Annotated in this window: 18 protein-coding genes; 9 read left to right on the forward strand and 9 right to left on the reverse strand. The window is 33.8% G+C overall.

Annotation, left to right across the window (positions count from 1 at the left end; all coding sequences use genetic code 11):
* The first annotated feature begins 72 nt into the window (after positions 1 to 72).
* From Q0787_RS08200 to Q0787_RS08220, 5 genes are all read left to right on the forward strand, one after another.
* Complete coding sequence (locus tag Q0787_RS08200; protein ID WP_298901935.1) at positions 73 to 408, forward strand: translation initiation factor; 336 nt, start codon at positions 73 to 75, stop codon at positions 406 to 408.
* On the forward strand, positions 409 to 1,356 hold the full coding sequence (locus Q0787_RS08205) for a DUF1835 domain-containing protein (protein ID WP_298901936.1): 948 nt from the start codon (positions 409 to 411) through the stop codon (positions 1,354 to 1,356). It abuts the gene before it with no gap.
* Entirely contained in the window at positions 1,346 to 2,221 is an 876-nt protein-coding gene (locus Q0787_RS08210) for a nucleoside phosphorylase (protein WP_298901937.1), read from the forward strand. The genes Q0787_RS08205 and Q0787_RS08210 overlap by 11 nt, the downstream gene beginning before the upstream one ends.
* Positions 2,222 to 2,240: 19 nt before the next feature.
* On the forward strand, positions 2,241 to 3,098 hold the full coding sequence (locus Q0787_RS08215) for a substrate-binding domain-containing protein (protein WP_298901938.1): 858 nt from the start codon (positions 2,241 to 2,243) through the stop codon (positions 3,096 to 3,098).
* Between the two features lie 179 nt (positions 3,099 to 3,277).
* Complete coding sequence (locus Q0787_RS08220) at positions 3,278 to 3,460, forward strand: hypothetical protein (protein ID WP_298901939.1); 183 nt, start codon at positions 3,278 to 3,280, stop codon at positions 3,458 to 3,460.
* A 3-nt stretch (positions 3,461 to 3,463) separates the two neighbouring features.
* Here Q0787_RS08220 and ung read toward each other — a convergent pair whose 3' ends face one another.
* Positions 3,464 to 4,129 (reverse strand): uracil-DNA glycosylase, encoded by a 666-nt coding sequence (gene ung, locus Q0787_RS08225; RefSeq protein WP_298901940.1) that lies wholly within the window; start codon positions 4,127 to 4,129, stop codon positions 3,464 to 3,466.
* A gap of 97 nt (positions 4,130 to 4,226) precedes the next feature.
* Between ung and Q0787_RS08230 the strand changes: the two genes are divergently transcribed.
* From Q0787_RS08230 to Q0787_RS08245, 4 genes are all read left to right on the forward strand, one after another.
* Positions 4,227 to 5,102, forward strand: a complete 876-nt coding sequence (locus Q0787_RS08230) for a cupin-like domain-containing protein (protein ID WP_298901941.1) — start codon at positions 4,227 to 4,229, stop codon at positions 5,100 to 5,102.
* A gap of 79 nt (positions 5,103 to 5,181) precedes the next feature.
* Positions 5,182 to 7,347: a DNA mismatch repair protein MutS gene (locus Q0787_RS08235; RefSeq protein WP_298901942.1), complete on the forward strand. Its 2,166-nt coding sequence runs from the start codon at positions 5,182 to 5,184 to the stop codon at positions 7,345 to 7,347.
* 193 nt (positions 7,348 to 7,540) lie between these two features.
* Entirely contained in the window at positions 7,541 to 7,960 is a 420-nt protein-coding gene (locus Q0787_RS08240) for a thiol-disulfide oxidoreductase DCC family protein (RefSeq protein ID WP_298901943.1), read from the forward strand.
* Between the two features lie 366 nt (positions 7,961 to 8,326).
* Positions 8,327 to 10,465: a mucoidy inhibitor MuiA family protein gene (locus tag Q0787_RS08245; protein WP_298901945.1), complete on the forward strand. Its 2,139-nt coding sequence runs from the start codon at positions 8,327 to 8,329 to the stop codon at positions 10,463 to 10,465.
* 266 nt (positions 10,466 to 10,731) lie between these two features.
* Here the strand turns inward: Q0787_RS08245 and Q0787_RS08250 are convergent, their stop codons facing one another.
* The 8 genes from Q0787_RS08250 to Q0787_RS08285 all read right to left on the reverse strand — a co-directional run bounded on the left by Q0787_RS08250 (position 10,732) and on the right by Q0787_RS08285 (position 21,152).
* Positions 10,732 to 11,892 (reverse strand): flavohemoglobin expression-modulating QEGLA motif protein, encoded by a 1,161-nt coding sequence (locus tag Q0787_RS08250; RefSeq protein WP_298901946.1) that lies wholly within the window; start codon positions 11,890 to 11,892, stop codon positions 10,732 to 10,734.
* A gap of 1 nt (position 11,893) precedes the next feature.
* Positions 11,894 to 12,721, reverse strand: a complete 828-nt coding sequence (locus tag Q0787_RS08255) for an N-formylglutamate amidohydrolase (RefSeq protein WP_298901947.1) — start codon at positions 12,719 to 12,721, stop codon at positions 11,894 to 11,896.
* 9 nt (positions 12,722 to 12,730) lie between these two features.
* Positions 12,731 to 13,768 carry an RDD family protein gene (locus Q0787_RS08260; protein ID WP_298901948.1) on the reverse strand — a complete coding sequence of 346 codons (1,038 nt, stop codon included), beginning with the start codon at positions 13,766 to 13,768 and terminating at the stop codon, positions 12,731 to 12,733.
* A gap of 6 nt (positions 13,769 to 13,774) precedes the next feature.
* A complete protein-coding gene (locus tag Q0787_RS08265) occupies positions 13,775 to 14,599 on the reverse strand; it encodes a sulfurtransferase (RefSeq protein WP_298901949.1) in 825 nt (274 codons plus the stop codon).
* Positions 14,592 to 15,629 (reverse strand): glutathione synthase, encoded by a 1,038-nt coding sequence (gene gshB, locus Q0787_RS08270; RefSeq protein WP_298901950.1) that lies wholly within the window; start codon positions 15,627 to 15,629, stop codon positions 14,592 to 14,594. Before gshB ends, Q0787_RS08265 begins: the two co-directional genes overlap by 8 nt.
* Positions 15,630 to 15,685: 56 nt before the next feature.
* Positions 15,686 to 17,008, reverse strand: a complete 1,323-nt coding sequence (locus tag Q0787_RS08275; protein ID WP_298901951.1) for a dicarboxylate/amino acid:cation symporter — start codon at positions 17,006 to 17,008, stop codon at positions 15,686 to 15,688.
* Between the two features lie 44 nt (positions 17,009 to 17,052).
* Positions 17,053 to 18,114 (reverse strand): chorismate synthase, encoded by a 1,062-nt coding sequence (aroC, locus tag Q0787_RS08280; protein WP_298901952.1) that lies wholly within the window; start codon positions 18,112 to 18,114, stop codon positions 17,053 to 17,055.
* A gap of 110 nt (positions 18,115 to 18,224) precedes the next feature.
* Positions 18,225 to 21,152: an FAD-binding and (Fe-S)-binding domain-containing protein gene (locus Q0787_RS08285; protein ID WP_298901953.1), complete on the reverse strand. Its 2,928-nt coding sequence runs from the start codon at positions 21,150 to 21,152 to the stop codon at positions 18,225 to 18,227.
* Positions 21,153 to 21,256: the final 104 nt, after the last annotated feature.

Genomic DNA, 21,256 nt, shown 5'->3' on the forward strand with positions numbered 1-21,256 from the left:
ATTCCTTTTCTAGATATCTATGCTTATCATTCTAGGTATTACTGAAAATTAAGAATCGAATATGTCACGCTTATGGACTTACAAGACCAGTTAAAAAATCTCTTTCCAGATCATTTACAAAAGGACGACGTTTCCGAAGAAAAAGAAACTAAAGACGATGGTATATGGTTACAAGACAATCCAATCATTTGTAAATATGAAAAACGCAAAGGAAAGCCCATAACTATTTTGGAAGGGTATACCGGAGCCGATGAAGACTTTAAGAAATTAGCGAAAGAATTAAAGCAAAAACTAAGCGTTGGTGGTAGTTTTAAAAATGATACAATTATAATTCAAGGCGATTATAGAGATAAAATCATGCAGATTTTAAAAGACAAGGGTTTTAATGTAAAGCGTGTTGGTGGTTAAATGAGTACACAAACCCTACATATCACTAATGGTACGAGTCTGACCAATTATTTGTATCAATTAGATATTGCAACAAAAAGTAATACAGTAACTTGGCAAGAAACCCTATGTGTTGGTCCAACTGTTGAAGATATTTCATCTAAAGCATTTTTTGAAGCTAGAAAAGCATTTTTTGAGTCCTTTTACAACATTAGTTTAAGTCGGAAAGAAATGACTAGCGAACTTAAAAAGCTAGATGACATCTCTGGTTTTACTGAAATTGTATTGTGGTTTGAATACGATTTGTTCTGCCATATTAATATGGTTGCAGTCATTAGCTTATTAGAGCAAAAGGGCATTTACCTTCCTATTTATCTTGTATGTAGTGGTCGTATTGAAGGAGAAAAAGGCTTAAAGGGTTTATCTGAATTAAAACCTGACCAGCTAAAATCCCATTTTGAGAATAAGGTTAAACTTTCTGTTGACGACATTGCTCTAGCAAAAGGCATATGGCGAATTTATTGTGGAAAAGATCATAACCTTCTGCTCCCACTCATATTAAGAACATCTTCTTTTAAATATATGAGTAACTGCTTAAAAGCGCATATTAAACGCTTTCCAGATCTTAGAAGTGGAATAAGTACTTTAGAATATAATATTTTAAAACTTGTTAAAGAGAATCAGATTACCTCGAAACATCATTTAGTTGGATATACCCTTCACTATCAAGGATATTATGGCTATGGTGATTTACAATTAGAACGTGTTATTGATTTATTATCAATATTTTTTACTGAAGAAAAGGGGTCATTAAAGCTCAACAGAAAGGGACACTTGGCTCTAGAACATCAACATAATTATCAGAAAGAGCTAAATAACACCATATACTTTGGAGGTGTTAGTAGCTTAAATTACACGTTCGACAAACAACAAAACAAACTCATTAAAACCGTAGTTCATGCCAATTAAAGCATCTGAATTAATATTAAACCCAGACGGGAGTGTATATCATTTAAATCTTCGACCTGAAAATATTGCCAACACGATAATCACAGTTGGCGATCCAGATCGTGTTGCAAGTGTCACAAAACATTTTGACCATATAAGTTTCTCTACGCATAAAAGAGAGTTTCATACGCAGACAGGTGAATATAAAGGAAAACCAATCACTGTGATTTCAACAGGAATAGGAACAGACAATATAGATATTGTATTTAATGAACTGGATGCTCTAGTAAATATTAACCTTGAAAAAAGAGAGGTTAAATCAGAACTGACATCTTTAGATATTATTAGAATAGGAACCTCAGGATCCATCCAAGAACATATTCCTATTAACTCATTTTTGGTGAGTGAATATGCCGCTGGTTTTGACAGCCTGTTGCATTTCTATGATAGTGAACATGTTCAGTTTTTTGAAATTTCTAATGCATTAAAACGACAAACAAACTGGTTTGAGAAAAAATCAGATCCCTATGTCGTTAGAAGTAGTAAGCGCTTATTTGATCACATTGTCAGCGAACAGACAGTATCAGGCTTCACAGCTACTAACGTTGGGTTTTATGGTCCACAAGGTAGAATTTTAAGACTCGCTATTCAAGACAATGATTTGAATGATAAACTTGCCAGTTTCAATTTCGATGGTCTAACTATTACTAATCTAGAAATGGAAACTGCAGGGATTTATGGAATATCAAACTTACTAGGGCATAATGCATTATCTATGAACGCTATTATTGCAAACAGGGCGACTGGAGAATTTAGTGAAAACCCAAAACAAATTGTAGATGATCTTATTGTGTATACATTACATAAGATTTTAGATTTAGATTAATAAAGACAAAGACAGTATATTGAAAACTATAAAAATTGGAGGTGTTCCAGAACATTTTAACCTTGCTTGGTACTTAACTTTAAAAAATGGTGAGTATAAACAAGAAGGAATTAATTTACGTTGGAAAGATTACTTTGGTGGTACTGGAGCTATGAATAAAGCTCTACGAGAGAGTGAGATTGATATTGCTGTGATTCTAACAGAAGGCATTATTAAAGACATTATTGATGGAAATCCATCTAAAATTGTGCAAACTTTTGTAAAATCTCCATTAATTTGGGGTATTCATGTAGCTCAAAATTCTGATTACAATACAATTGAAGATATAAGAGGAACAAAAGCAGCTATTAGCAGATATGGTTCAGGTTCTCACCTCATGGCTTATATCAACGCCGAAAACAACGATTGGAACCTCGAAAAAGATTTAAATTTTGAAGTTATTAAAAATCTAGATGGCGCAGTTAAAGGGTTAACCGATGGCGATGCAGACTATTTCATGTGGGAAAAATTTACTACGAAACCCATTGTAGATAATGGTGTGTTTAGACGCATAGGAAACTGTCCAACACCTTGGCCCTGTTTTGTTATTGCCATAAGAGAAGAGTTTTTAGACACCAACTTAGATGACGTCAAAATTATACTTGATATCATTAATAACACTACTAAAGAATTCAAACAAATTCCAAGTATCGATAAAACCATTGCCAATAGATACGATCAAAAATTAGACGACGTTAGAGAATGGTTATCATTGACCGAGTGGTCTCAAGAACTAATAGATAAAAAAACGATCCAAACAATTCAAGACAAGTTATATCACCTGGACATCATTCCTAAAAAAGTTGATTATAAGTCGCTTGTTTATGAAATTAAGTGATTTTAGCAGTAGGAAAAAGTAAAGTTCAGTTGTTATAATAATGATTAATAGCCGTACCTAAAAGGAGCAAAAAATTAACATAATTTTGGCTTTTTATTTAGTTAACTTTCTATTTATCAAAATTTTAATTACATTTACCCCAACCAAATCTTTATGCTACTTGACTAAAACTATATAATATGATAATAACAATTACTCTAATACTTTCTTTTTTAGTTGCATTAAATTTTTTGTTATTGATTTTTAGCTGTAACAAAACCACCAAGAAAGTAACCACTGAACGCCAAATATTTAAACCTAAAAAAGTTGTAAAACCTACACAGCAACTTGCTTCTGCACAACTCGCTCCTACAGGAAGTTAAAGCTTACCAGTTTATTTCTTTTATATGTTTTGATTTCAATTGATAGTTAGCTTTACTGAAATGTTGATTTCCAAACCAATACCCTCTATTAGCACTTAATGGAGAAGGATGACCCGAACTTAAAATCGTATGCTTACGTTCATCAATAAGTTTTGCCTTCTTTTTTGCAAATCCGCCCCAAAGTAAAAATACCACATTCTCTTTCTCTTCACTTACAGTCTTTATAACTGTATCTGTAAACGTTTCCCATCCTTTTTTTTGATGACTTCCCGCTTGATGCGCTCTAACCGTTAAGGTAGCATTTAGTAGTAAAACACCTTGTTTTGCCCAACGCTCTAAATTACCAGAACTTGGATACGCTACATTTAAATCAGAGGCGATCTCCTTAAATATATTAATTAAAGATGGTGGATGTGCTATACCATCATTAACAGAAAAGCATAAACCATTGGCCTGACCTATTCCATGATAGGGATCCTGACCGATAATAACCACCTTAACATCATCAAAAGGGCAGCTATTAAATGCCGAAAAAATTTCAGAACCTGGAGGAAAACACTTAGTCGTTGTATATTCACTTTTAACGAAATCTACCAAACTTTTAAAATACGGCTTGTCAAACTCGTCAACCAGTTTATCTTTCCAGCTATCTTGTATATCTACTTTCATTTTATCTAAAAAAAAATCTTATTATCTAAAATATGAAATATGTCATGAATTTGTAGTTTCAAATATAGTATATTAGCTAGTACAATAGTTAGCTATTATGGAAAATGAGATTTTAGAACGAGTACAAGGCATTCTAAATAAAGACCTTAAAGAAATTAACAGCATTGAAAATATTTCTCATGATGCTTTCTTTAAGGAGCATATAAAAAAGAATGTTCCTGTTAAAGTAACCAACATGATGTCCCATTGGAAGGCCATGGAGTTATGGTCTCTGGATTATTTTGAAAAAATTGGAAAGGATAAAGAAACGTATTCATATAAAGGTAATATTAGGCAAAATGATACCAATTGGCAATTTGGTGCTTTTCAGGATTATTTAAATGAAATTAGAAATACAAAAACAGAAACTTACCTAGGCAATATGCCCATAGCGGAAATGTTTCCTGAATTATTAGAACATGTAGATTTTTCGTTAGTATCAAAAAATACTGTAAGGAATTCAACATCATTATGGATAGGACCATCAGGCACACTCACTGGTTGGCATACAGATCGATTAGCCAATAACATATTAGCGCTTATTGAAGGTCGAAAGCTCGTGTTTTTAGTCAACCCTAAAGAAACTAAAACATCTATGTATCCAAGCAATAAATACGAACCAGGTTCTCGTTTGAGTGATGTTAATATGGAAAAATTTGATGACACAAAGCATGCAAATTTTAAAAATGCCAATGTACAATACACTATAATTCACCCTGGAGAGATGTTATTCATTCCTCAAACTTGGTGGCACTGTGTATATGGCTTAGATGTATCAATAAGTTCAAATAACTTTGCATTTACACCTCTAGATAATTTTAAAATGAAAACATCTGAGTTAATTAAGCGCAAACTTCACAATGCAGGATTGTACAGTCCGAATAACTGTGTGTGTCATTATAAAGACGAAAATGGAAAGCGCGTTAAAAGATAATCTTTAATAGTTTTTAAACATTTTATTTCTTTGTTTTAATAATTACCTTTGGCACTTTTAGCTAAAGACGTAACACCTAATGATTAATATTCACGAAAAGACATTACAAGATATCGAGTTCTACTCAGTTTTGCAACACGTAGCAGAACTCTGTATTACAGATTTAGGTCGCGTACAGGCTTTAAAAATAAAACCTTTTACAACGCGTGAACTCGTCTTACAATCTCTTGAATTCACAAATGAGTATGTTTCTTCCTTTGCTAATGACAATAGAATTCCAAATCATGGATTCGAACCCATAACAAAAGAGATCAAACTTCTACATATTGAAAATTCTTATCTAGACACTAAAAGTTTTAAAAAAATCGCTTCAATTAACTTGACTGTAAGTGATATTGTAAAATTTTTAAAGAAGTTTGACGACTACTATCCGTCGCTATTTAAACTATCGTCAAATCTAGAATTGGTTAAACATATAGTCACCGAAATTGACGCGACTATTGACCGTTTTGGAGATGTAAAAGATAATGCATCAGACACGTTGTATCAGTTAAGACAACAAATTAATTCTGTAAGAGGAAAAATAAATCAGAGTTTCACATCTGCGCTTAACACCTATCACAACCTCGATTACTTAGATGATATTCGAGAATCTGTTGTAGAAAACAAACGCGTATTGGCTGTAAAGGCCATGTACAGACGTAAGGTAAAAGGGAGTATAATGGGCAGCAGCAAAACGGGAAGCATTGTTTACGTTCAGCCTGAGCAAACATTTCAATACGCCAGAGAACTCAATAACTTGGAGTTTGAAGAAAGTGAAGAGGTTGACAAAATCCTTAGAAATCTTACAGAATTCGTTAGACCATATACACTGCTATTTCAACAATACCAAGAGTTTTTGATGCATTTAGATGTGGTTTATGCTAAGGCTAAATATGCACAATCTATAAACGCTATTCGCCCAGAAATTAATACTAACAAAACCTACGAGGCGAAAGACGCTTACCATCCTCTACTCTATTTATCAAATAAATTAGAAGGTAAAAAAACGTTTCCGCAGTCGATCATTTTAAATCCTAAGAATCGAATTATTGTCATTTCGGGACCAAATGCCGGAGGAAAAAGTATTACCCTAAAAACCATTGGACTACTACAGGTTATGATTCAAAGTGGCTTGTTGATTCCTGTACATGAAAAAAGCAACATCTGTTTGTTTGATCGCATCATTAGCGATATTGGAGATAATCAATCTATAGAAAATCACTTAAGTACCTATAGCTATCGATTAAAACAAATGAATTTTTTCCTTCGGAAATGTAACAAGAATACACTCTTTCTTATTGACGAATTTGGAACTGGTAGTGATCCAGAACTTGGTGGTGCTCTTGCAGAAACATTCTTAGAAGAGTTTTATCATCGTGAAGCTTATGGCATCATAACAACACACTATTCCAACTTAAAAGTATTAGCAAATGAACTTCCTTTCATGCAAAATGCTAATATGATGTTTGATGAGAAAAGTTTAGAACCTATGTTTAATCTTATTTTAGGTCAAGCAGGAAGCTCATTTACCTTCGAGGTGGCTCAAAAAAACGGTATTCCTTATAGTTTAATTAATCGCGCTAAGAAAAAGATTGAGCGAGGCAAAGTACGTTTTGACGCCACTATCGCAAAACTTCAGAAAGAACGCAGCAAACTTGAAAAGACAGAGCGCTCTCTTAAAGAAAACGAAAAGAAAAAACAATCTGAAGCAGATAAACTAGAAGAAGTTAATGCAAAGGTTCAAAAGAAACTTGAGAACTTTCAAGAGCTATATGATTCTAATCAACGGCTAATTTATCTCGGACAGAAATTCAACGATATTTCAGAAAAATACTTTGACAATAAGAAGAAACAGGAGCTTATGGCAGAATTATTTAAGCTCGTTCAAATAGAAAACTCTAAGCGAAAGAAAGTTTCGGCTAAACAAAAACGAGCCGAAAAAGCCAAAGAAGCACAAGTTAAAAAAGAAGCTGAAAAGAAGGTTGCAGTGATAAGGCAAAAGAAAAAATCGGCAAAACAAAAAGAGGCCAAAGTAGAAAAACCGAAGCCTATCCTTAAAGTTGGAGATCGAGTACGTATGCATGACGGTAGAGCTATTGGCAGTATAGATAGTATAGAAAAAGGAAAGGCCATAGTAAACTATGGCATTTTCACAACTAACGTTAATACAGATTTGTTAGAACTCGTTGAAGCTAAAAAATAGCTATATTAGAAACGCCCCGTTAAGAAAAGATCTTATAAACGTGTGATTGAATACGTTAACTTAACCTCAAGACCATCTCTGTCATTCCATTACAACTCATAGGTTCGTCTTAAAAAGAAACTGGATTTAGACAAAGTTGACGATTTAACTCAATTTTTAAATACCTTGTAATTGGTTGTCGTATCTTTGTTATGTGATAGAAAGTCTACCAAAACATAAACAACTGATCTTATTTGATGGCGTTTGCAACCTTTGTAATTCGTCTGTACAATATGTTATCAAATATGATAGAACCAATACCTTTATGTTTGCTCCTTTACAAAGTCATGTAGGAAAACAAATTATTGATCACTATAAAATTGATACTTCTAAAACAGATTCAATACTACTATACTCTAATGAAAATGGACTTTCGATCAAATCTACAGCGGCTTTAAAAATTGCCAAACAATTAGGGTTCCCTAGATCTTTTATGGCGATATTCTTTATTGTCCCTCCAGTGATGCGTAATTGGGTATACGATTACATTGCAAAAAATCGTTATAAATGGTATGGTAAAAAAGAAGCCTGCATGATTCCAACACCCGATTTAAAAGAAAAGTTCTTAAATTAAAAAAGCCCTTTCGGGAAAAAGGACTTTAATAATTAACAACTAATTAAAACTTAATTTAACTCTTAAATAATTTTTAATCAAAGAGGGATTATCTAGTCTAAGATGTTTTTGATTAATAGCACATTATTTATAGTATAAATCTACATCATAACCCAAGTTTTGAGCAAAAACATCGTTATAAACGTCAAAAAAATTGTTCAAAAAACCAGACATGCAAAAATCATCTATGAGATGCATGGTATTACTATTTTTAATCTAACCTCATTCAAAATACGTCTTTGCTCATTCAACAAACACCTTTGCTCAAGTTTGGTTTTAGCAACCAAAAATGTAAGCTAGTTTTACCATAAACAAAACCAGCACACCATGAAAAAGTTAACATTATTATTAGTTTTAATTACAGCAATTAGCTTTGGAAATACTGAAAAAGGCACAGCTTCAATATTAAAGGAAGTCACAGTATATCTAAGCGGAGCACAAATTGAGCGTACGGCGAAAATTAAACTTCCAAAGGGCACAACGACATTTACCTTTGATAGACTTTCACCAAACATTCAAGAAAGTAGTATCCAAATATCTGGTCTTAATAACGCTACCGTCTTATCGATTAACTACGGCATAAACTATTTATCTAAACAAGACCGTTCTGAGGAAGTTGAAACCATTCAAGATCAAATTAAAGCTTTATATGATCAAATTCAGGTAGAAGAACATGCCATTACTGGATATAATGAAGAATTATATTTAATTACCGAAAACAGAAGGCTAGGTAATTCGACAGAGGTAGTAAACCTTGAAAAACTTCAAAAATTCGCCACATACTTCCGTACGCGAACTACAGAAATCAAATCAAACATTTATAAGTCTAATAAAGTAAAAAAGGACTTAAATGCTCAAATTTCAGATTTAAAGAAACAACTTAACGAGCTAAATGTAAATGACAAAGTACAAACAGGAGAGATTACTGTTAAACTTAATTCTACTAACGCCTCAGAATTAAATTTAATAATCAAGTATAATGTTAGCAAAGCTGGATGGTTTCCTATCTATGATATCAAAGCAGAAAAAATTAATGAACCTATTCAACTAGTATACAAGGCACATGTGTATCAAAGCACTGGTAACGACTGGAAAAATGTAAAACTTACATTATCTACAAGCGATCCAAACACAAACAATGTAAAGCCCGATGTAAACCCCAAATATTTAAACTTTATAAGTGCCAATAGTAACTATCAAAGTCAGAGAGCCACCAAAAGTTACAACTATAAGTTTAATCCTTTAGTAAAAACAGTGTCTGGTGTGGTTACCTCAACAAATGACGGCTTACCACTTCCGGGAGCTACCGTTATAGAAAAGGGAACAACTAACGGCACACAAACCGATTTTGATGGCAACTATTCTTTACAAACTGCTGGCGGACAAGAATTAGTTTTTTCTTATGTAGGTATGAAAACCGAAACCTTACCAATTCATTCTAGTATTATGAACGTGTCTTTAGACACAGATGCAAGTATAGATGAAGTTGTTATTGCAGCTTACGGTGCTAAAGCAAAAAGGAAGAATCTCAATTCGAGCGCCGTACAACATCTAGAGGGTCAAGTTGCTGGATTAAATATTTCTAGCGGAAGTGGCCAGCCTGGAGCCAATGCTTTTATAACGCTAAGAGGTGCTGGGACAATTAATGGCAATGTAGAGCCATTATATATTGTAGATGGTGTTCCTGTTGATGCGTATAGTTTTAGAGCATTAAACCCAAACGATATCAAATCTTTTCAGGTGTTAAAAGATGCAGCAGAAGGCACTGCTATTTATGGTAATAGAGGCAGTAACGGTGCTATTGTTATCACAACGAAAAAAGGAAAACACACGTCTAAAGGTGATATTATTGAAGAAGGCATCACCAATACACGCTTTGAAATTGCTAAAGCATACACAATACCAACAGATGGCGATGTGACCGTTATAGAAATTGAAGATTATAAAGTGCCTGCATCTTACGCCTATTTTGCTGCTCCAGTATTAAATGAAAACGTTTTTTTAACAGCCAAAATTGATAACTGGGAACAGTATAACCTATTGCCTGCAGAAGCCAATGTGTATTTTGAAGGAAGCTATTCCGGAAAGACTAATATCAATCCTCAAAGCACTACAGAAAAATTAACCATCTCATTGGGTGTAGATCCAAATGTAGTTGTAAAGCGGACACAACCAACAGATTTCAAAAAGAAGGCTTTTATAGGAAGCAATAAAATTATATCTAAGCATTATGAGATTGAAGTAAAGAACAACAAATCGGCTGCCATAGATTTAGTACTGTATGATAGGATTCCTATTAGCCAGAACAAAGAAATAAAAATAGATGACATAGAAACGGGCAGCTCAGAGTATAACGATAAAAAAGGAATTTTAAAGTGGAATGTTAACATTCCTGCAAATAAAAAAGAAACGTACACATTCTCGTATATCGTAAAATATCCAAAATATAAACGTGTTAATTTATAAAAAGAAGCAACAAAATGGGTAACATATCACGATATCATGGAACCATTAGTTTTAACGAAACAATAACATTGTTAAAACATTTTTTAAGAATTATTTTTTAGAATTTGATAGTTGAAAATTATAAAGTCTTAAAGTGACATATTCAGCTTGAGCCCTACTTCTGTTAGTAAGGAATTAATTAAGCTCTTCTTTAACGTAAAGGTCTAAACATTAAAGAAGTTTCTGAAGTACACAACTTCAGATTAGAATTGTTGGCTTTAAGGCTTTTATTTTAGACTTTTTAAGATAAAGTCTAAGTTTTTATTGGAGTTGTCGTTAGTAAGATAGGCGTCGGTATAATGTTTGGATGGTATTGCGAGTCCTTTATCTTGTAATTTTTTAATAGTATCAATATAATCTAAGGAGACTTTACCTGTGAGTAAAATATCCAGATCACCATCACTTTTAGCATAATTATAAACGCGATTAATACCACTCAAATATTGATGATCTTTTGTAAATCCACCACCTCGATGCACACGCAGCGTAATTGAAAATGCCTTATCTCTATTAAGTTTATATTGGCTATATAACAAATCGAACGTGTCAGCAAAACTATAGCCTTTATTTAAAGTATCAACAGCAATAACCCGATATGCTAGTTCCTTAAGGCGTTTCATCGTTAAACATCCAGACATATATTCGGAGTAAACCGCTAACCCTTCTTGAGTCTCTACATTATTTGGAAATCCATTTGAAAACACCTTGAGCGGTTGTGCCAAACCGTTAAACGTTGTAACCATGTGCACACCAATTTCATGATTAGTTAAGACTTTTAGTTGGTTTTTACTGAATTTATGATTCTTATGCAGCACCAAGGTCTGTGAATGATTTAAAACCATTGCAGCTGCCGATAAATTCGTTGACAACTTGATATTATAGTTAAAATCATAACGTTTCGAATACTCATTAAAATAATCTACAGCATCCGAAGCCGAAAAAATAGGCAACATTTCCTCATCAAAATCACTATCGTCAAATCGTAAGATAAATTTAGCATTATCAATCTCCTTTTCAGTAGGTGTTCCAAAACTCTTAAGACTGTTAAAATAAAATTTGCGCCCTTGGTTAATGGTTTCAATACATTCTATTAAGCCAGAGTATTCATAAATAACGTCTTCATACAACTGTCTAATTTCTTCATCAGATATGCGCTCTAACCGCTGTGAAAAGAACAGGCGATGTAACTTATATCCATTAAATTTCATCTTTGGATACTTAAATACAGGATCATAATTAAACTTGGACGAAAAAAACTGCTTTTTCTCGCGTTGAATATTCAAAGGGTTGATATAATTAAGTACTTCAATTTTTTTTACTAATCGATTCAAATTTGCATCGATATCAAATAAATCTTGGTATTCGTCTGTACTTGTAATTTGTGGCATTTTAGGCGTACTTATTGTAAAAATTAGTGGCATGCTCTGGCAATATGGCTCTCAATTGTTCTTCAACGCTAGCGACAACCTCAGGATAAATGATGTAATCATATTCATCACAATAAACCTTAGCAATTTCGGTTGCCAAAACTAAGGTATTTTGAAAGTTTTTGGTAATAAATTTTAAGAAATATCCATTCCCTTGGAAGGTGTCATTAATTTTCGAGGTCGATTTAATAGCATGAGGAAGCCGTAACTCAGACAAAGCCTGTCTCCATAACTCAATATCAGCGCCAAACCTATCATTATCAACATTTGAAGTACCCAAATTCCAAGTTGGCACTTCCCTATCCCATCGTTTCCAATTATAACTGTGCATATCATAAACTATAGCCACACCAAATTTATGCTCTAGTTTAGCTATTAACGCATAAACAACTTTATAGAAATTCTTGTGTTTTTCGAGACTTTTGCTTTTTTGTTCTTCGGAAAGTGGCTCATGCCATAATTCCTTTCCCCAAGCCGTATCAAAAACGGCATCTTCAGGAGCTCTATTTAAATCATATTCAAAACGTGAATCACAACCAGCAATAACAATTGGGTGTGAATTTATCATGTTTTTTGTTTCAGGATCTTCTTCATACCAACGTTCATACTCTGTATGTATGCAGTTACCCCAAAGTTCTTTCCTAAATTGGTGACCATCATGTACTGCACCACAAGCATAATGTACATAGGCATCAATTTTGATGCTAAATGAATAATCTTCGGCTACAGCATGAAATATCTTTTCATTATTGATATGTTCAATGATCTGTTCAATGCTTAGCTTTTCCATAATGAAGTTTTAAAATATTCTAAATTCGTCCATACATTTATACAAAAATAAGGCTATAAGTGCAATCAAAAAAACAATGTATATGGCTCTATACTTAAACGGTTCGCGCTCTTGCTTAGCCACTGTTGTATAGGCCAAACTATCATGCCATCCTAATTTACCAAAAAATGAAAAGGCATCAAAAGGAATACGTCTACAAAGCGTTCTGCCTAAAACATTCGAGAAGCTAACAACTTCGTTATTAAGATTTACGACACTGGTTTGACTTAAATACTTCGCTGGTGTAGCTTTAAAAAAACCTTCAAAGACTAAGAAATAAAACGAACTAAACACAAAGAAAATAATAGTAGCAGCAAAATGTTCACCAACAGCTAACTCTAAAGATGATACTAATCCCCTAAAGTTAAAGTCAAAAATATACACTGAAAAGATGCTCATTATTAGAAATATATCCAAAATGTAATGCATGAGCCGTTGATACCATTCTGCCCGCTTTAACGTAAAGGATTTAAAATCTGGTAAAATCACTTTTTCAGTATCAATATATATACGTTGTGATTTCCACGAGTTCAAATACAAATAACACACATAAAATAAAACAATGGCCTTCACGAAATAAAGTAATGAAAAAACAATCATTTCATTACCTGGCTGAGTATTAAGTAATAGATAATAAAGTCTAAATAGCATTGCTATTAATGCAAACAAGAACAAAAAACTATAACAAAACTTGAGCACTTTAGATTCTTTAAATCTTGAAAGTTTATAGACAATGACTGAAATTAAGAATAGTATATAGAACACGAAATTTAAATAACTCATAGAGGAATATGAGCTCTCTTCTATATTAAACTTAAACTCAAAAACATCTGCTCTAAAGAAATTAAAATTAGCATAACCATAATTAAAAATTAGGCTAATCCATTTACTGCCTCCAGTATTCATAAAATCATACATGTAAACAAACTGAAAGGAAATGCCTGATAAAGCCAGAAACAAAGACATTCCAAAGATGTTATTCAATAACCATTTATTTAATTTTTGCATACCAAATTATTTAGTTAATGTGCCGTATTCTGTCCAAGATCCATCATAAACAGACAGGTTTTTTATTCCTACAATTTCTGCAGCCAATGCCAAAATACAAGCTGTAATTCCAGAACCACATGAAAACGTAAGTTTTCGTGACCCAATATTAAAAGCACTAAAAATAGTTTTTAAGTCTTCTTTAGGCCTTAAACAATGGCCATCAAATAAAGAAGTGTACGGAAGGTTTTCGGAGTTTGGTATTGTTCCGCTCCTTAAGCCCGCTCTAGGTTCTGGAATAATACTTTTAAAACGATCTTCTGAACGTGCATCTAAAATTATGGCATCTTCATTTTTGGAAATCTCATTAATATGATAAAAAAAACGCATCTTATCTGCTTGATAATTTGCTGTAAAATTTCCATGTTGATTTAATTGATGTTCTCTATAAAAGGTTGTTTCAAAACCTAGTCGTTGCCACTCAGGAAGTCCACCATCCAATACAGCCACATTTTGATGTCCGAAAGATTTAAATAACCACCAAACTCTCGGACTCCAATACACACCTTTATTATCATAAACGACAATCAAAGACTCATTATTAATGCCGAGTTTTCTAACTTCTATTTCAAATTGTACTTGTGAAGGAAAGGTATTAGGGAATTCGCCATTGCTGTCGCTCAATTTTCGCTTAATATCGACGTATTTGGCTTCAGAAATAATTTTTCGAGCTAAAGATTCGCTTTCAGAATATACACTAGCATCAAGAACAACAAGTTCCTTCTTGTGACGGTTTTTAAGTAGCCATTCACAACTCACAACAGGTGATGGAAACCCATCAGTTCTATGCATCTTCAACTGTTTTTCTCAAACGTGTACGTCTATCAAATGCTTGTAGCTGATCCACAACTTTACTTTCTAGAAAGTCAATAACGCGTTCTTCAACCCTAATTTTACTTTTATACACTTTGTTAATGTAAGTAATCCCGCCAGGAGACATCACATTAACTTCAACAAGTTTCCCACCAATAACATCAATACCAACAAAATAGAGTCCGTCTTTGACAAGTTTCGGACCAATTTGTTTGCACAATGCTTTTTCAGCTTTAGTTAATGTATGTTTTTGAACAGAACCACCAGCAGATACGTTAGAGCGATGATCATCAGACCCTGGAACACGTTTCATAGCGCCTACAGGTTCCCCATTAAGAAGTAAAATTCTAACGTCACCTTGATCTGCACCTTCAATATAATCTTGAAGTATTACATAATTCGAAGTACCATCACCACTAGTAATATAAAAATCTAATAACGAGTTAATGTTGCTCATTGCAGACTTTTCAATAAGTATCACACCAGAACCTCCAAAGCCATTTAAAGGCTTTAATATCATTTTGTCTGCCTTTGACTCCTTAATTTGCTGAATGAGATAGTTTTTATTTTTTGAAACATGCGTATTCGGTATAATATTACTATGTGCATCTCCAAATGCCGCTGTATATAATTTATTATTTGCCTCACGCATACCTTGTAAAGAATTTACGATAAAGACATCGTCTTTTACCGAATCTAAGAAATTAAGCATGATTGGATCTAAAGGTGGATTTGCCCTAAAGAAAATAGCATCAAAACCAGCAAGTGGTAACATTTCTTCTCTCAATTGGGCTTTATTATAAAAAGCCTTCAATGTAGAAGGCACCTTCTCCATACGATTAATAACTGTGCAAAACGCATTTGTAACACTATCTCTAATAGTCAAATTAGCAGGCGTGCACATCGCAACACCATGACCTCTTTTTGCGCATTCTTTTATTAAGGCTAAGCTCGTATCATTTTCAGGATCTATCTGTTCCCAAGGATACATGATAAAACAAACATTCATAGTCAATTATTTTGGTTGATATGGTTAAATTTAAAAATAAAAATTGTTTACTGAAACTATTTTACGTCTTCATAATTATCGTCCCAATTTTCTACTTTAGGTTCTCCTAGTTTACCCACCGATTTAGCTACAACCATAGACACTGTAGCATCACCTGTAACATTTACAACTGTTCTACACATATCTAATGGTCTGTCTACTGCGAATATAAGTGCTAAACCTATTGGCAATAAATGTGGCGGAAGACCAACAGATTCTAAAACAATCACTAGCATTACCATTCCTGCTCCTGGTACAGCAGCACTACCTATAGATGCCAACAAGGCTGTCAAAACTATAGTGATTTGATCGGCAAAAGTTAAATCGAGTCCAAGTGCCTGAAATATAAATACTGCTGCAACGGCTTGGTATAAACTTGTACCATCCATGTTAATCGTTGCGCCTACTGGTAATACAAAACTCGACACTTCTTTATCAACACCAATATGCTCTTCAACACGCTCCATAGTTACTGGTAACGTTGCGGCACTACTGCTGGTTGAGAAAGCCAGTAGTTGGGCAGGGCTTATTTGCTTTAAAAACCAAAATGGGTTTTTCTTTGTAAATGTAGCTACGAGAATAGCATAAAAAACAATCATTAAAATTAACCCAGCTACTACCACACCAGCATATTTTAACAAGGCATATAAAATGTCTGGATCATCAGAAGACACCACGACATTTGCCAATAATGCAAAAACTGCAACAGGAGCAGTTAGCATTATTAAATCCACCATTTTCAAAACAATATCATTTAGTGAGTCAAACAAATTCTTCATAGGTTTGGCACGTTCTTCTCCAATAAGTAGCATTGATATACCCAAAAATATTGCAAAGAAAATGACTTGAAGCATTAGTTTATTATTCCCTAAGGCTTTGAAGGCATTATCAGGAACCATATCTTCTAGAAATTGCAAAGGTCCAGTATCCATTTGCTTTGAGGCTTCGGCAATTTTTGCTTTAACACTACTATTTTGAGAATACGTCTCTGTTAGCTTTGTAATTGTCTCTTCAGAAACACCATCTCCTGGTGATAAAATATTCACTAATGCTAATCCAATTGAAATAGCTATAACTGTGGTTACTATGTATATTCCAATCGTTCGTAATCCAATATTTTTAAATTTAGAAATGTCTTTTAAATCTGAAATACCCTTAATTAATGATGCCAGTATTAACGGAATTGCAATTAGCTTCAATAATTTAACAAAAATCGATCCTATTGGCTTTATCCAATCTTCGGTAAATTCTCTTCCTCCAACTTGAAGCATAACAAAACCGAATATTAGACCCAATAACATTCCTATTAAAATTTTCCAGTGTAATGCTAATTTTTTCATATGTAGTATTTAATCTTTTCCTAACGAAAAAGGAATTATTATGTTTAGTTATATATCTTATTCAATAAATAGAAATCTGCTAATACCAGTGCCGCCATAGCCTCTACAATTGGGATAGCTCTAGGCACCACGCAAGGGTCATGTCGACCTTTGCCCTGCATTTCAACAATATTTCCAGAACGATCTAAAGCGTCTTGTTTTTGAATTATAGTTGCTACAGGTTTAAATGCTACTCTAAAATAGATGTCCATTCCGTTGCTAATACCACCTTGGACACCGCCAGACAAATTGGTTTTTGTAGTACCATCTTCATTAAACAAATCGTTGTGAGCACTTCCTTTCATTTTTGCACCACAAAATCCGCTACCACATTCAAAACCTTTAACAGCATTTATTGATAGCATGGCTTTACCAAGTTGTGCATGTAGTTTATCAAAAACCGGTTCGCCTAATCCTACAGGTACATTTTGAAGTACACAAGTCACTGTACCTCCTATCGTGTCTCCTTCTTTACGAACATCCTTTATTTTGGCTATCATCTGCTCAGCAATTGAGTCGTCAGGACAACGCACAACATTACTTTCTATCTTTGAAAAATCTAAATCCTGATATGGTTTCTCTAAAAACAAATCACCAACCGAAGAGGTATAGGCATTAATTTTAATTGAGCTCAGTAACTGTTTAGCAATGGCTCCAGCAACAACACGACAAGCAGTTTCACGAGCAGAACTGCGTCCTCCTCCTCTATAGTCACGAATACCATACTTTTGTTCATAGGTATAATCGGCATGGCTTGGTCGATACACATCTTTAATATGCGAATAGTCTTTTGATTTTTGATTTGTATTATGTATTGTAAACCCAATTGGAGTTCCCGTAGTTTTTCCTTCAAAAATTCCAGATAAAAAAGATACTGTGTCTGGTTCTTTTCGCTGTGTAACGATTTCAGATTGACCAGGCTTTCTACGATTAAGCTCTTTTTGAATGGCATCAAAATCTAATTCTAATCCAGCAGGACAACCATCTATTAAACCTCCAATAGCCACACCATGTGACTCCCCAAATGTCGATAACTTAAAAATTTCTCCAAAGGAATTTCCTGCCATAAATTAAGATTTTACGCTAATGTAGTCGTAAAAATAGAGAAACAAAAACAGAATTCAATAAAGCACTTGTATTCAATTCACTAATTATTTAATAATTTACAGTTAATAACCTAATTTGAGATTAAAGCCTGTCTTAAAATAGTTATAGGATGTAATGCTTCTCGTTCTGTTCCATCTTTGATTTGATGTCTACAACTTGTTCCGTTTGCTGAAATCATAACAGTATCGTTTGCACGTCTAATTGCAGGAAAAAGTGTCTGTTCTCCAATTTGCATACTCACTTTATAGTGTTCTTTTTCATAACCAAAACTTCCAGCCATCCCACAACAACCACTAGGAATGATTGTCACTTCATAATTTTTAGGTAAATTCAAAATTGCAAAACTTGACAGTTGATTTGATAATGCCTTTTGATGGCAATGTCCGTGAAACTTTATGCGCTTTGCTTCCAAAGTAAACTGATCTGATGTAATATGACCACATTCAATTTCTTGATGTATAAACTCTTCAACTAAATACGTATGTTCAGCGATCTTATTAGCCGAAACTTTATCATCTGCCAACCGAAGATATTCATCTTTGAAAGTTAAAATTGCAGATGGTTCAATACCAATAAGTGGTGCATCCTTTGAAATTAAATCTTTAAAAAGCTCTACATTTCTATTCGCATATGCTTTCGCTTTGTCTAACAGTCCTTTCGACAAAAAAGCACGCCCAGATTCTGGATGTTTTATAAGGATAATATTATAATTTAACGCTGTAAGTAGTTCTATTGCATCGATGCCAATAGATGTGTCTAAGTAATTTGTGAATTCATCATTAAATAGATAAACATCTTTTAATTCTTCATTTCTATTTCCTTTATTTTTAATAGTTTCAAATGTTTTATATAAACTTTTACTTGATATTCTAGGAAATGTTCTAGCGTTAGCGATTCCGAAGATTTTCTTTAAAACTGAAGCTGTTAACCCATTGGAAAACATCGCATTTGATAATCTTGGAAGTCGACTTCCATAGCGATTTATAGTATTATTATAAGCAAACAACTTTGTACGCCAATGTATCCCGTTTGCCTTTTGATATTGATATTGAAATTCAGCTTTTAATCTTGCCACATCTACACTGCTCGGGCATTCACTTGCACATGCCTTACAACTCAAACACAAATCAAAAACCTCCTTTAACTCTTTATGATCAAATCTGTTTTCTTTTTCGGAATGTGTCAAAAATTCACGAAGTGCATTAGCCCTTGCTCTGGTAGTATCCTTTTCATTTCTGGTAGCACGATAACTCGGGCACATTGTTCCTCCAAATTCTGGTAACTTCCTACAATCCCCAGAACCATTACACTTTTCAGCCTCTCTCAATATACCAAGCGTGTCAGAAAAATCTAAAACCGTTTCAATTTCAGGCTCTTCCCTATCAGGCACATAACGAAGCGACTTGTCCATAGGAAAAGCCTCTACAATTTTACCTGGATTAAAAATATTTTCTGGATCAAAAACTGATTTTATTTGTTTTAAGATAGCGTAGTTTTCATCCCCGATCATTAAAGGAATAAACTCTGCTCGCACAATACCATCGCCATGCTCACCACTCATAGAGCCCTGAAATCGCTTTACCAAATGAGCAACATCTGTGGTAATTTCTCTGAACAACTTAACATCAGACTTTTTCTTTAGATTAAGAATAGGACGCAAATGCAACTCTCCTGCTCCAGCATGCGCATAATAGACAGGTTTCTGGTTATGAGTCTCCATTAGTTGAGAAAATGATTTGATATATTCTGATAAATCTTCCAAAGCCACTGCAGTATCTTCAATGCAGGCAGCTGTTTTTTCATCACCAATCATATTCCCTAACAAACCCAAGCCTGCCTTTCTCAGTTCATTTGCTTGATCAATTCTTCCTCCTTCAAGTAATACATTTGCATAGGCCAACCCTGACAATTTAAGATCATCAATTAATAATCCCGCTTTTTTTGTTAATTCTGACTTATCATCAGATTTTAACTCACACATTAAAATAGCCTCAGGATCACCATCAATAAACTCGCGATTAGCCTGTTGCTTTTTATTATGTCTAGTAAGATCTAAAATAGTCTTATCTAACATTTCACAAGTGTACAGATCATAATTCATCACCAACTCAACAGCATCTAAACAATGCTCAATAGACCTAAAATGCGCAGCAACCATAATATTTTCGGCAGGAGGAAGTTCGTCTAACTGTAACGTAATTTCTGTTGTAAATGCCAAGGTACCCTCGCTTCCTGTCAAGAGATCACAAACATTAATAGCTTTCTCAGAAGTTTCAAACACCTCACTTTCAATTAATTTATCAATAGCATATCCTGTATTTCTTCTATGAATTTCAGGCTTAGGGAAATTATCTTTTATCTGCTTTTTTACACGATCTGATTCTAATGCCGTTTTTAATGTTCTATAGATATCACCTTCGAGTGTGTCATATTTAAGTTTCTCATCAAACTCTTGCTTAGACAGGTGAGAAAAAACAACTTCACTTCCATCACTCAAAACGACGTCTAACTTTAAAACCTTATCACGTGTAACTCCGTATTTAATAGAAGTAGTCCCAGACGAGTTATTACCAACCATCCCTCCTATCATACAACGATTTGATGTTGAAGTATTAGGACCAAAAAACAGCCCGAAAGGCTTCAAGTAAGCATTCAGTTCATCTCTTACAACTCCAGGCTGAACAGTCACAGTTCGCTGCTTTTCATCAATATTAATTATCTTATTAAAGTACTTTGAGATATCAACCACAATACCAGTTCCAACGCATTGCCCAGCCAATGATGTTCCAGCTGCTCTTGGTATTAAAGCTGTTTTATACGTTTTGGCAAATTTCACAAGACGCATTATATCATTCTTCGTTTTAGGAACCGCTACAGCGAGAGGCAACATTCTGTATACGGAAGCATCTGTGGCGTATATAGCCTTCATTAAGTTATCAAAATACAACTCACCTTCTAACTGTGAGGACAAATTTTGCAATTGTGATGTACTTATCATATATGAATAACTCTGTTTATAAAACTAAAAATAAATTTAATAAAACCTTTTTTTTGGCGTTATTTTTGTAAAGTTAAACCGAAACTGTGACATTCGACCCCTTA

The sequence above is a fragment of the uncultured Psychroserpens sp. genome, from assembly GCF_947492715.1.
Classification (GTDB): Bacteria; Bacteroidota; Bacteroidia; order Flavobacteriales; family Flavobacteriaceae; genus Psychroserpens.